Annotated in this window: 10 protein-coding genes; 4 read left to right on the top strand and 6 right to left on the bottom strand. The window is 61.5% G+C overall.

Annotated elements, in window-relative coordinates; translation table 11 throughout:
• The 4 genes from GAL_RS17080 to GAL_RS17065 all read right to left on the bottom strand — a co-directional run bounded on the left by GAL_RS17080 (position 1) and on the right by GAL_RS17065 (position 4,856).
• Positions 1-288 carry an HU family DNA-binding protein gene (locus tag GAL_RS17080; RefSeq protein ID WP_014876311.1) on the bottom strand — a complete coding sequence of 96 codons (288 nt, stop codon included), beginning with the start codon at positions 286-288 and terminating at the stop codon, positions 1-3.
• Positions 289-429: 141 nt separating this feature from the next.
• Positions 430-1,911, bottom strand: a complete 1,482-nt coding sequence (locus tag GAL_RS17075) for an AMP nucleosidase (RefSeq protein WP_024098807.1) — start codon at positions 1,909-1,911, stop codon at positions 430-432.
• Positions 1,912-1,982: 71 nt separating this feature from the next.
• Positions 1,983-3,803, bottom strand: coding sequence for an adenine deaminase (gene ade, locus GAL_RS17070; protein ID WP_024098806.1), 1,821 nt, complete (start codon positions 3,801-3,803; stop codon positions 1,983-1,985).
• 108 nt (positions 3,804-3,911) lie between these two features.
• A complete protein-coding gene (locus GAL_RS17065; protein WP_024098805.1) occupies positions 3,912-4,856 on the bottom strand; it encodes a GlxA family transcriptional regulator in 945 nt (314 codons plus the stop codon).
• A 91-nt stretch (positions 4,857-4,947) separates the two neighbouring features.
• On the opposite strand from GAL_RS17065, the gene GAL_RS17060 reads away from it, so the two are divergent.
• From GAL_RS17060 to GAL_RS17050, 3 genes are all read left to right on the top strand, one after another.
• On the top strand, positions 4,948-6,111 hold the full coding sequence (locus GAL_RS17060) for an acyl-CoA dehydrogenase family protein (RefSeq protein WP_024098804.1): 1,164 nt from the start codon (positions 4,948-4,950) through the stop codon (positions 6,109-6,111).
• A 285-nt stretch (positions 6,112-6,396) separates the two neighbouring features.
• On the top strand, positions 6,397-8,463 hold the full coding sequence (locus GAL_RS17055) for an acetate--CoA ligase family protein (protein ID WP_024098803.1): 2,067 nt from the start codon (positions 6,397-6,399) through the stop codon (positions 8,461-8,463).
• Complete coding sequence (locus GAL_RS17050; RefSeq protein ID WP_024098802.1) at positions 8,456-9,241, top strand: carnitinyl-CoA dehydratase; 786 nt, start codon at positions 8,456-8,458, stop codon at positions 9,239-9,241. The genes GAL_RS17055 and GAL_RS17050 overlap by 8 nt, the downstream gene beginning before the upstream one ends.
• Before the next feature lie 196 nt (positions 9,242-9,437).
• Here the strand turns inward: GAL_RS17050 and GAL_RS17045 are convergent, their stop codons facing one another.
• Entirely contained in the window at positions 9,438-10,073 is a 636-nt protein-coding gene (locus GAL_RS17045; RefSeq protein WP_024098801.1) for a class I SAM-dependent DNA methyltransferase, read from the bottom strand.
• Positions 10,074-10,146: 73 nt separating this feature from the next.
• Here GAL_RS17045 and GAL_RS17040 point away from each other — a divergent pair, with 73 nt between their 5' ends.
• Positions 10,147-11,034 (top strand): SDR family oxidoreductase, encoded by an 888-nt coding sequence (locus tag GAL_RS17040; protein ID WP_024098800.1) that lies wholly within the window; start codon positions 10,147-10,149, stop codon positions 11,032-11,034.
• On the opposite strand, the gene dxs is transcribed toward GAL_RS17040, so the two are convergent.
• Positions 11,031-12,959, bottom strand: a complete 1,929-nt coding sequence (gene dxs / locus GAL_RS17035) for a 1-deoxy-D-xylulose-5-phosphate synthase (protein ID WP_024098799.1) — start codon at positions 12,957-12,959, stop codon at positions 11,031-11,033. The genes GAL_RS17040 and dxs overlap by 4 nt on opposite strands.
• Between the last annotated feature and the right edge of the window lie 45 nt (positions 12,960-13,004).

Raw genomic sequence — 13,004 nt, 5'->3', positions numbered from 1 at the left:
TTAGCCGTTCACGCTGTCTTTCAGCGCTTTGGCGATGGTCATCTTGACCACTTTGTCGGCCTCTTTGGTGAACTTCTCACCGGTGGCCGGGTTGCGCACTTCGCGCTCGGGGCGCTCGCGGCAGTAGATCTTGCCAACGCCGGGCAGAGTCACAGCGCCACCGCCGGACACTTCGCGCGTGATCAGCGCGCAAACAGCGTCCAGCGCTGCGCCTGCGGCTTTCTTGTCGCTGTCCATCTCTTCAGCCAGTGCGGCAACAAGCTGGGTCTTGGTCATCGGTTTGGACATTCTTAGGTCTCCTTGTCACTGCCCGACTTATGGGGCCTCATTGCGTAACTCTAGCGTTATGTTGTGGGCTAACACAACGAGTAGTGTTGTCAAAAACCCCTTAAAATAGGGGTTTTCGAAGAATTAGAGGGAAAATAGCACTCAGAGAAAGGCCGTTTCGTCAAAGGAACGCAGTTTTCGACTGTGCAAACGTTCCAAAGGCATGCCGCGAAGCTGCTCCATTGCCTTTATGCCGATCTGCAAATGGCGTGCAACCTGAGTGTGATAGAACTCTGATGCCATACCCGGCAGCTTCAGCTCACCATGCAGTGGTTTATCGGAGACACACAGCAGCGTGCCATAGGGCACCCGGAAGCGATAGCCATTGGCTGCGATGGTGGCGCTTTCCATATCCAGTGCGATAGCGCGGGACTGGGACAGGCGTTGCACCGGGCCGGACTGGTCGCGCAGTTCCCAATTGCGGTTGTCGATGGTCGCGACAGTACCGGTCCGCATAATCCGTTTCAGGTCGTAGCCTTCCAGCTCTGTGACCTCGGCCACCGCCTCCTCTAATGCGACCTGAATTTCTGCCAGTGCCGGAATTGGCGTCCAGATTGGCAGGTCATCGTCTAGCACGTGATCCTCGCGCAGATAGCCATGACCCAGCACGAAATCTCCCAGCGTCTGGGTGTTGCGCAGGCCCGCACAGTGACCAACCATCAGCCAGGCATGCGGGCGCAGAACCGCGATATGGTCGGTGGCCGTCTTGGCATTGGAGGGGCCGACACCGATATTGACCAGCGTGATGCCGCTGCCGTCTTCCCGTTTCAGGTGATAGGTCGGCATTTGTGGCAGTTTCGCAATCGCAGGGATCTCCGCCTCGGCTTCGGTGATTTTATGATCGCCGGTGCTGACAAAGCTGCTGTAGCCTGATGCCGGATCTGCCAGTTGCGCACGGGCGTAGGCTTCGAATTCGGCCACATAAAACTGGTAGTTTGTGAACAGGACATGGTTCTGGAAATGGCTCGCATCGGTCGCGGTGTAATGGGCGAGGCGGGCCAGCGAATAATCCACGCGCTGGGCGGTGAACAATGCCAGTGGTCCGGTGTCATCGGCTGTCTTGTAGGTGCCGTTCACAATGTCATCATTGGTCGTCGCCAGATCCGGCACATCAAAGACATCGCGCAAGGTGAACCCCGCGGCCCCCTCCTGCGGAACGGTCAGGCTCGGATCAGCTGCCACTGCGAAATGCACCGGGATCGGCGTGTCGGACACCGCAATGGTGACCGGCTGGCCATGGTTGCGGATCAACAGACCGATCTGCTGTGTCAGATAATGGCGAAACAGGTCCGGGCGGGTCACTGTGGTGGCATAGGTGCCCGGCGCCGAGACATGGCCGTAGCTGAGCCGACTGTCCACCTGCGCAAAGGACGAGGTGGTGAAGCGGATTTCAGGATAAAACGCGCGGATACGGGGAACGGTGCCGGTGCTGCCGACACTTGGGCCTTCGCTCAGGATGCGTGAGAACTCGGCACAGAGAAACTGCGTCGCCTCGCGGTACAGAAGCTCCAGCCGGGCGACGGCGGCCGCAGCATCCGTGAACTCTTCCGCCGCTGGGAGTTGTGGGGTCTTAACTGTTGTCATGAGTATGCTCGATCACTGGAAAACGGGGTCCGCTGTGCGGTTCAGAAGGTCGGTTGAAAATAGGGAGGCGGTCAGGACGACTGCGCGCTGACAATGACGGGTATCTTCTCAAAACTGCGCACATCCACCAGCCCCAGATCGGAAATCCGCAACTCCGGGATCACCACCAGTGCCAGCAGCGAATGCTGCATATAGGCGTTGTTGAGCGTGCAGCCGCAGGTCTCCATCGCCTCCACCATCTGCTGCGCTTTTGCGGCAACTTCGGTGGCGGGACTGTCGGACATCAGCCCGGCAATGGGCAGTTCCACCAGCGCCAGCTCCTGTCCATCGCGGAAAATAGTGATGCCGCCGCCCACCTCTGCCAGACGATTTGCCGCCAGCGCCATCTGGTCGCGGTCTGTGCCAACCACAATCATATGATGGCTGTCATGCGCCACGGTGGAGGCCATCGCCATCCGTCCATTGTACCCAAACCCTGAGACAAAGGCGTTAGTCACACCACCCGTCGCCCGGTGCCGTTCCACCAGTGCGATCTGGCAGATGTCACCCGCCTCTGCCATCGTCGCTTCGACCAACCCGTCCTGCACCGGCAGCTCCGCTTGCAGGGCTTTGGTCGGGGCTTGGTTCTCCACCACACCGATCACATTGGCCGTCACGGCATTGGCGCCATCCGGGGCGCTGATTTCAAAATCCGCCGCACTCAAGTCGTGTCCCAGATGCACCGTGCCCCGTGCGCTGTCGGGCCAATCCAGATGCGGGCAATCCACCGTGATCTCGCCGTCTTTGGCAACGATCTGGCCACGGGCCATCACCACCTCAATCGGCAGGGTGTTGAGGTCAGAGGTCAGGATTACATCCGCGCGCCGCCCCGGTGTGAGGGAGCCGATATCCCGCTCCAGCCCGAAATGTGTCGCGGTGTTGATCGTCGCCATCTGCAAAGCGATGATCGGATCACAGCCACAGTCGATAGCGTGGCGCACCACCCGGTTCATATGGCCATCATTGACCAGCGTACCGGAGTGGCAGTCGTCTGTACAAAGGATGAAATTGCGTGGATCCAGCCCCTTTTCAGTGATGGCGGTGATCTGCGCCTCGACGTCATACCAGGCCGACCCCAGCCGCACCATCGCGCGCATCCCCTGGCGCATCCGGGCGATGGCATCCGCCTCGCAGGTGCCCTCGTGGTCATCTGCCGGACCGCCCGCCACATAGGCCGCGAAATCCGGCCCCAGATCAGGAGAGGCGTAGTGCCCGCCCACGGTTTTGCCCGCACGCTGTGTCGCCGCGATCTCCGCCAGCATCTTCGGATCCCCCGCCGCCACACCTGGGAAATTCATCATCTCGCCCAGCCCGATAATCCCAGGCCAGCTCATCGCCTCGGCAACATCCTCGGGCGAAATCTCATAGCCGGTGGTCTCCAACCCCGGAGCGGAGGGCGCGCAGGATGGCATCTGGGTGAAGACATTGACCGGCTGCAACAGCGCCTCGTCATGCATCAGACGCACACCTTCCAACCCCAGCACATTGGCAATCTCATGCGGGTCGGTGAACATTGACGTCGTGCCATGCGGGATCACCGCACGGGCAAATTCAGCCGGCGTCAGCATGCCCGATTCAATATGCATGTGACCATCGCAGAGGCCGGGAATCATATAGCGCCCCTCCGCCTCGATCACCTCGGTGTTGGGACCGGTGCAATAGCTTGCGTCAGGGCCGACATAAGCGATGCGCCCTGCAACGATGGCGATGTCATGATCGGGCAGTTGTTCGCGGGTGTGAACATTGACCCAGATCCCTTTGCGGATCACCGTATCCGCAGGGCGGCGACCTGCCGCGACTTCGATCAATTGGGGGGCAACGTCGGGCCAGCTTGGGAATGCGATATCTGTCATGGCCCAATTGTTCCGATAACCCGGGCAAGCGCAAGGCCCCTTGAGCGCTAGCGCAAACAATAGCTGTTTTTTGCAAAACAAGAAGACTACTGCCGAGATCCGCGACGGCTATCTTCGGGCGGTGCGCAGCGCGCGCGGCGTTGTTGCAAAGGCGCTGCGAAAGGCGCGGGTCAGCGCGCTGGGGTCTTCATATCCGCAGCGCAACGCAATCTCGGCGACACTGAAATCAGTCTCTAGTACGAGGCGTTTCGCCTGTTTTAACCGCAAATGCCGATAAAGCGCTTGCGGTGTCGTGCCCAACTCGCCTCGCGTGCGGCGCGCCAGATCCCGCAGGCTGCGCCCTGCATGACGTGCCACCTCCTCCAGCGGTAGCGGCGTTTCCAGATTGTCCTCCATCACATGGATAGCTCGGGCCACGGAGGCACTGCGCACAGGGGCTGATCGGCCGCTCCCGATTTGGCTTTCGCTCAAGAACAGGGCTGCCACATCCAGTCGCAACGCTTGCCCGTGCTGCTGTGCAATCATGTCGAGCACCCCGTCAAAGGCCGCCATGGCGCCGGAGCATGTCAGCCGGTCACGATCCCAAAGAAACCGGTGTTTCTCCGCCTGAACCTCTGGGAACATGTCGGTAAAGGCCTCCAGTTCCGAGCTGTGGATTGTGGCCCGATAGCCATCCAGCAGCCCGGCCGCCGCCAGCAGCCAGGCGCCCGTGTCGAAACCTGCCAGAACCTCATAGCGTTGCTCTGCCGCCCGCAACCCCCGCGCGGTGGCCTCCGTTGCGTGGCGCAGGTATCCGTAACTGGGCATCGCAATCAGCATATCGCCCTCGGCCTTGCGCAGTGGCATCTGCGCGGTGACCTCCATTCTGGCAGACGACATCGCGGTGCCGCCGTCTACTGTCACAAACCGCCAGGAATACACCTGCCGCCCGGCAAAGGTATTTGCCGCGCGCAGCGGCTCAACCGTATTGGCGAGGCAGTGGCCAGAGAACTGATCGAACAGCAACAGGTCGATCTGCTGCGCCGCAGCGTGAGGTTTCTTCCAACTTGGCATGAAAATGTCCATTTCTGCACGATAGCAGCCTTTCTCAGCCCTAGGCTCAGGTCAAGAGCAACGCAGAAAACCACCAAAGGGGGGAGCGGAAATGCAGTTTGGCCTGTCCGAAGAACAATCGATGATCGTGGACACCACGCGCGCCTTTGTCACCAAAGAGCTGTATCCGCACGAGTTGGAGGTGGAGCGCAGTGGCCATCTGCCAATGGAGTTGGTGCGCGAGATCCAGGCCAAGGCGATTGAGGCCGGATTATATGCGGCCAATATGCCCGAGGAGGTCGGCGGTGCGGGCCTCGATACGCTGACATGGCTGCTCTATGAAAAGGAGTTGGGCCGCGCCAATTATGCCCTGCATTGGACCTGCGTTGCGCGCCCGTCGAACATTCTTCTGGCGGGCACCGAGGAGCAGAAAGAGAAATATCTCTACCCCTGCATTCGAGGCGAAAAATGGGACTGTCTCGCCATGACAGAACCAGGTGCTGGTTCCGATCTGCGCGGCATGACCGCCACTGCCCATCGCGATGGCGATGACTTCATTCTCAACGGCACCAAGCATTTCATCAGCCACGCGGACATCGCCGATTTCGCTATCGTGTTTATGGCCACGGGCGAGGAGGACACCCCGCGCGGGCCAAAGAAGAAAATCACAGCCTTCTTCGTTGATAAGGGCACGCCAGGCTTCACCATTCGCGATGGCTACCGCAATGTGAGCCACCGAGGCTACACCAATGCGGTGCTGGAATTCGATGACTGCCGCCTGCCCAAATCTGCGGTTCTGGGCGAGGTCGACAAAGGCTTTGATGTGGCCAACACCTGGCTGGGGGCCACCCGGCTACAGGTGGCTGCGACCTGTATCGGACGGGCGGAGCGCGCGTTGGATCATGCGATCTCCTACGCCGCTGAACGCCGCCAGTTCGGCCAGCAGATTGGTAAATTTCAGGGCGTTTCCTTCAAATTGGCCGATATGGCAACGGAACTGAAAGCCGCGAACCTCCTGACCTGGGAGGCCGCCTGGAAGTTTGATCAGGGCAGCGTGACCGAAGCCGATATGTCGATGGCCAAACTCAAGGCAACGGAGATGCTCGCCATGGTGGCGGATGAGGCGATCCAGATCCACGGCGGCATGGGGCTGATGGATGAGTTGCCATTGGAACGCATCTGGCGCGACGCGCGGGTGGAGCGGATCTGGGAAGGCACCAGTGAAATCCAGCGCCATATCATCAGCCGCGAGTTGCTGCGCGCGAGGGGGGGGTGATGACGGGCAGGCGTGGTGCTGTCCCCGTCATGCGGCAGCGAAGCCAGGAGCCGGTCAATTTCGCCTTCGGCGAGGATATTTCAGGCCAGAAGATGCAATGGGGATCAAGCCCCCGGATGGGCAGCGCCGCAACCGGGGGCCATCTCCTGGCGCGGTCATCGGCGTCCCCGCCTGTACCGCCTCTCAAGGGTCGCCGATTCTGGTTAAGGAAAGACGAGCAATCTTCTGGCTCCAAATATCCTCGCCGAAGGCATCCTTACTTCAGACTGATCAGGAGCATCCGCGATGAGGCGTGATTTCAACAGGCTGTTCCGGCCTCGGACGATCGCTGTTATCGGCGGCGGGGCCTGGTGTCAGCAGGTAATCCAGCAGTTGCAGAAGATGGGATTTTCCGGAGATATCTGGCCGGTTCACCCCAAGGCTGCGGAGCTTTGCGGTTTGCCGGTTTTTGCCTCTGTCGACGCTCTGCCTGCAGCCCCTGACGCAAGTTTCATTGGGGTCAACAGATACGCAACTGTTGAAGTTGTGGCCGCATTGTCCCGGTCCGGAGCCGGGGGCGCCGTTTGTTTTGCGTCCGGCTTTCTTGAGGCACAGAAAGAGGCATCGGACGCCGCTGATCTGCAGCAGGATTTGCTACAGGCGGCTGGCTATATGCCGATCCTTGGCCCGAATTGCTATGGGTTCATCAATTATCTGGATGGCGCCCTGCTTTGGCCGGATCAGCATGGCGGTGCACAGGTTGCGCAGGGTGTCGCCATTCTCACCCAGAGCTCCAATATCGCCATCAATCTGACCATGCAGAGCCGTGGTCTGCCGATAGCCTATATGATCACCGTCGGAAATCAGGCGCAGAGCGATATGGCGGAGATCGCGCGGGATCTGCTGGAGGATCCGCGCGTCACCGCCATTGGCCTGCATATTGAAGGGATCCGTGATCTGCGCGCTTTTGAGGCGCTGGCGCAGGAGGCCGCCGCCCGTGGCAAGCCGATTGTGGCGCTGAAGGTGGGGCGCTCGGATCAGGCCCAGGCTGCGACCCTGTCGCATACTGCATCGCTGGCGGGGCAGGAGGCAGGGGCGGCTGCCTTCCTGCGGCGCTGTGGCATCGCGCGGGTCGATGATTTGTCAGCGTTTCTGGAAACGCTGAAAATCCTGCATGTGCTTGGTCCCCGGCGGGGATCACAGGTTGCCACAATCAGTTGTTCCGGTGGGGAGGCCAGTCTCGCCGCGGATCTGGGACAGGCGCAGGGCGTCACCTTTCCGCCGCTGTCCGACGGGCAGCATCAGGCGTTGCGTGCCGCACTAGGACCCATGGTAGCGCTGGCCAATCCGCTGGACTACCACACCTATATCTGGCGGGATGTGCCTGCGATGACACAGGCGTTCAGTGCGATGGTACATTCTGATCTGGATCTATTGATGCTGATTGTGGATTTCCCACGCGAGGACCGGTGTAGCGCCGCAGATTGGGAGTGCGCAATTGAGGCCGCCATGGCCACGCGGATGCAGACTGGCGCGCCTTTGGCCATGGTTGCGACACTGCCCGAACTTATGCCTGAGGAGATCGCGGGCCGTCTACTCGCTGCAGGGGTGGTGCCGCTTTGTGGTCTGCGGGAGGCAATGAGCGCCACGGTGGCTGCCAGCCAGATCGCAAGCCCGTCGGATGTGCCTGCGCTCCTGCCTAGGACCGACCTTGATGGGGAGGTCTCTGACATAGCGCTTGTGCCGGAAGGCATCGCCAAACAGCGCCTTGCCGCAACCGGTTTGCGCATTCCACGGAGCTGTCGCTTGTCCCGAAAAACACTGGATGAAACGCTGGCTGAGGTAACATCCCAAGTCGGCTTCCCCCTCGTGTTGAAGGCCGAAGGCCTTGCCCACAAAAGCGAGGCTGGCGCGGTGCGGCTTGCTCTTGGATCACAAGAGGCTGTCGCCGATGCTGCGCGGGAGATGCCGGGGGACCAGCTGTTGCTGGAGGAAATGATCACCGGGACGGTTGCGGAGCTGTTGATTGGGGTCACGCGTGATCCGGCGCATGGGTTTGTGCTGACATTGGGTGCTGGGGGTGTGTTGACCGAGCTGCTGGAGGACAGCGTGTCGCTACTGCTGCCGGTCAGCGACACCATGTTGGAGGCGGCGCTGGATCAACTGCGGATCACCCGGTTGCTTGACGGTTATCGCGGTGCCCCGGCAGCAGATCGTCCGGCTGTCCTGCGGGCGGTGCGGGCGGTGGAACGCTATGTGCTTGCCCATTCGGACACAGTTGAAGAAATTGAAATCAACCCGCTGATTTGTACGCCCAGTGACGCCATAGCGGTGGACGCGCTGCTGCGAGAAAAGGAACTGATCCATGACTGATACCCCCATCCGGACGCGCCGCGACGGCGCCATTCTGGAAATTACGCTGGACCGACCGAAGGCCAACGCCATTGATCTGAAAACCAGCGTTGCCATGGGCGAGGTGTTTCGGGGTTTTCGCGATGATCCTGAGCTGCGTGTGGCGATTCTGACCGGCGGCGGTGAGAAATTTTTCTGCCCTGGTTGGGATCTGAAAGCGGCAGCCGATGGAGATGCGGTTGACGGCAATTACGGTGTTGGCGGGTTCGGCGGGTTGCAAGAGTTGCGCGATATGAACAAGCCGGTGATCGCCGCCGTGAACGGCATCGCCTGTGGTGGCGGGCTGGAACTGGCGCTGTCGGCGGATATGATTATTGCGGCCGATCACGTCACCTTTGCGCTGCCAGAAATCCGCTCCGGCACGGTGGCGGATGCTGCCTCGATCAAACTGCCCAAACGCATTCCCTATCACATCGCCATGGAGCTGTTGCTGACGGGGCGCTGGTTTGATGCTGAAGAAGCTCATCGCTGGGGCTTGGTGAATGAGATCGTAGCGGCGGATCAGCTGTTGGACCGCGCCTGGGAATTGGCCCGCCTGCTCGCCTCTGGCCCGCCGCTGGTTTACGCCGCAATCAAGGAAATCGTCCGCGACGCTGAGGATAGCAAATTTCAGGACGCGATGAACCGCATCACCAAACGCCAGCTGCGCAGTGTTGATGTGCTCTATGACAGTGAGGACCAGATGGAAGGCGCGCGGGCCTTCGCCGAGAAACGGGATCCTGTCTGGAAGGGCCGCTAAGGAGGGGTGTGATCGGGTTTTCGGGGTTCTATGCGGCGATGAATGGCGGGGAGTCTTGGATGGCCGGCACTCCCGCCCGCTTCGGGTGACCTGATGGTCCCCTGTGCCGTTGGGCGTGGCGCTGCGTCATAGGGCACAGCGGGTCTCGCAACATATCAGCCCGAATCGTGGATCACGGGCGCCATGTGCGCTGGTGCTAGACCTTGGAAAATAATGCAATCAGTGCCGTGTCCGCACTATGAGCGCCGGTCGCCTTGGCGCCGTAGATGGCCACCTCAGGTAGGGTCAGGTTGCGGATCCAGCCCCCGTCCTGCAACCGCTCCAATGCTGAGGCAAAGCCGGACCGGGCTGAGAACCGCGCATTCACAGCCAGCGCAAACACCGCGCCGGGTCGCGCAAGGCGCAGCAGGCCCGGCAGCACCTCAGGGCCAACATGACCATGGGTGAAGGTGCCAGAGGACACCACCCCGGCATAGGCGGCACGCGGCACCGGCACACCCACCGTCAGATCCGCCTCAATCACATCGCGGTAGATATCCTTGCGCAGGGCCTGGGCCAGCATTTCCGGGCTGATATCCGTGGCATCAATCGGCGCGATCCCGCGCCGGTTCAGCGCCACGCCACATAGTCCTGTGCCCGCTCCGACATCCAGAACCGGGCCATACCCCTCTGCCGCGGCAAACAGCCCGGCCACCTGATCCGGCAGGATATAACCCGTCTCCTGTGCAAAGCTTTGATCGTAGCTTTCCGCCCAGTCGGCATAGAGCTGCCGGGAATGGTCCGGCGTCTCCAGCCCGTAGGCTGTGGTCAGGGTGATTGGTTTTTGCGCCATGGGTACAGGAAATGCGGTTTTGGTCTTTGAATCAACCCTTGCACCCGAGAAGAGCCGCGCGCATCTATGAGCCATGACAAAAACGCTGCTCTGTCTTGGATTTGGTTATACCGCCCGCGCATTGGCTCCCCGGCTGCTTCAGGCCGGTTGGCGCGTGATTGGCACCACCCGGTCAGTCGAGGATGCGGTGCCGGTGCCCGGTGTCGACCTGATCACCTGGCCCGGTGCGCCTCTGCCGTTTGATGGGGTGACGCATATCCTGTCGTCGGTAGGCCCGGCGGAGGTAGGAGACCCGGTGCTGGCGGAACTGGCGGATGCGCTGGCAGCCGCCGCCCGTGGCGACACTTTGGAGTGGGTCGGCTATCTCTCGACCACCGCGGTCTATGGTGATCACGATGGCGCCTGGGTGGATGAGGGCACCGCCGTCACCCCCTCCAGTCAGCGTGGCCGCTGGCGCGCGGCCGCTGAGGCGGATTGGCAGGCCATACCCGAGCTGCCGCTGCATATCTTTCGCCTCGCCGGGATCTACGGTCCCGGTCGCGGCCCCTTCGCCAAGCTGATGGCCGGAAAGGCGCGGCGCATCGTGAAACCGGGGCAGGTATTCTCGCGCATCCATGTGGATGACATCGCGCAGGTTCTCGCGGCCTCAATCGCGCAGCCCAATCCCGGCGCAGTCTACAACCTCTGTGACAATGACCCGGCCCCGCCGCAGGATGTGCTGGGCTTCGCCGCCGAGCTTCTGGGCTTGCCGATCCCTGCTGAGGTTCCTTTCGATGAGGCCGGCATGACCCCCATGGCGCGCAGTTTCTACGGCGAAAACAAACGCGTCGCCAATCAGCGCATCAAGGAAGATCTGGGGGTGGAGCTGCTCTATCCCACCTACCGCGAAGGTCTGCGGGCTGTCCGAGCCGCCGAGGATCTCGAGACCTTCGTCCCGCCGCCGGAGACGACGGGGGTTTAAGCCCGCTTTTCCCCAATCGACGCTACGCCCAGAACTTCCAGCACCTTGGCTTCAATCTGCGGCGCGTTCATGGCGGCGACATTGTACATATCCGCCGGGCTGGCCTGATCGATGAAGGTATCGGGCAGCACCATGGAGCGGAACTTCAGCCCGCTGTCAAAAACGCCGTCCTCCGCCAGTAGCTGGGCGACGTGGGAGCCAAAGCCGCCCACTGCGCCTTCCTCGATGGTGATCAGTGCCTCATGGTCTGCGGCGAGCTTCAGGATCATATCGCGGTCCAGCGGCTTGGCAAAGCGGGCATCGGCAATCGTCGGGGTGATGCCTTTCGCGCTCAGCGCCTCGGCGGCTTTCCTGACCTCACCCAGACGGGTGCCAAAGGACAGGATCGCCACGCGTTTGCCCTCTTGGATCATCCGGCCTTTGCCGATCTCCAGAACCTCGGGCGCCTCTGGCATATCGACGCCTTCGCCCTCACCTCGCGGATAGCGGAAGGCGATGGGCCCGTCATCATAGGCCGCGGCGGTGGCGGTCATATGGGCCAGCTCGGCCTCATCGGCGGCGGCCATCACGACCATACCGGGCAGGTTGGCCATATAGGCAATGTCGAAGCTGCCCGCATGGGTCGCCCCATCCGCCCCCACCAGACCGGCCCGGTCGATGGCAAAGCGTACCGGCAGGCGCTGGATCGCCACATCATGCACCACCTGATCATAGCCGCGCTGCAGGAACGTGGAATACATCGCACAGAAGGGTTTCATCCCGCCCGCCGCAAGCGCGGCCGCAAAGGTCACACCATGCTGTTCGGCAATACCGACGTCGAATGTACGCGAGGGGTAGCGTTCGGCCATCAGGCTCAGACCGGTGCCATCGGGCATCGCGGCGGTGACGGCGCAGATCTTGTCGTCCTCGGCCGCCAGCCGCACCAGCTCCTTGCCAAAGACGGAGGTATAGGAGGGCGCGTTGGAGGGCGCTTTCTTCTGCTCGCCTGTCACCATGTCGAATTTGGCGGTGGCATGACCCTTGTCACGGGCGGCCTCGGCAGGGGCATACCCTTTGCCCTTCTTGGTCAGCACATGGATCAGGATCGGACCGGTGGCGCGGGCCTTCACGGTGCGCAGCACTGGCAGAAGCTGGTCCATATCATGGCCATCAATCGGCCCGAGATAGGAAAAGCCCAAGCTTTCAAACAAGGTGCCACCTACCGCCATGCCCTTCAGCATATCCTTGGCGCGTTTGGCCCCTTCGCGGAACGGTTCCGGCAGCAGGGATGCCGCGCCCTTGGCAACGGCCTTCAGCTCCTGAAACGGTTCCTCGGCATAAAGTCGCGACAGATAGGAGGACAGTGCCCCAACCGGCGGGGCAATCGACATCTCATTGTCGTTCAGAATGACAATCAGCCGCTTGCCCAGATGGCCTGCATTGTTCATCGCCTCAAACGCCATGCCGGCCGACATCGACCCATCGCCAATGACAGCAATCGCATCGCCCAGCCCTTCGGGCACCACACCGCCCAGATCCCGCGCCACGGCAAAGCCAAGGGCAGCACTGATCGAGGTGGAGCTATGCGCCGCCCCAAAGGGATCAAAGGGCGATTCAGAGCGTTTGGTAAACCCGCTCAGCCCGTCCTTCATCCGCAGCGTGCGGATACGGTCGCGCCGGCCAGTCAGGATCTTGTGCGGATAGCACTGGTGCGAAACATCCCAGATGATCTTATCCCGAGGCGTCTCAAACACCGCGTGCAGCGCGGTGGTCAGCTCCACGACCCCCAGCCCGGCGCCCAGATGGCCACCGGTGACAGAGACGGCGGAAATCGTTTCCTGCCGCAACTCCTGTGCAACCTGCGTCAGCTGCGCATCGCTCAAGGATTTCAGATCCGCCGGGCGGGTGATCTGATCCAGAAGAGGGGTCTGGGGCCGGTCTGACATGGCAGCTCCTTGGGCGTGTTGCTTTGGCGGTGCACGCATTGTGCG

Source organism: Phaeobacter gallaeciensis DSM 26640 (genome assembly GCF_000511385.1).
In the GTDB taxonomy this organism is placed as follows: domain Bacteria; phylum Pseudomonadota; class Alphaproteobacteria; order Rhodobacterales; family Rhodobacteraceae; genus Phaeobacter; species Phaeobacter gallaeciensis.
Note: the sequence above shows the minus strand (reverse complement) of the source record. Positions and strands in the feature narration are given on the sequence as shown.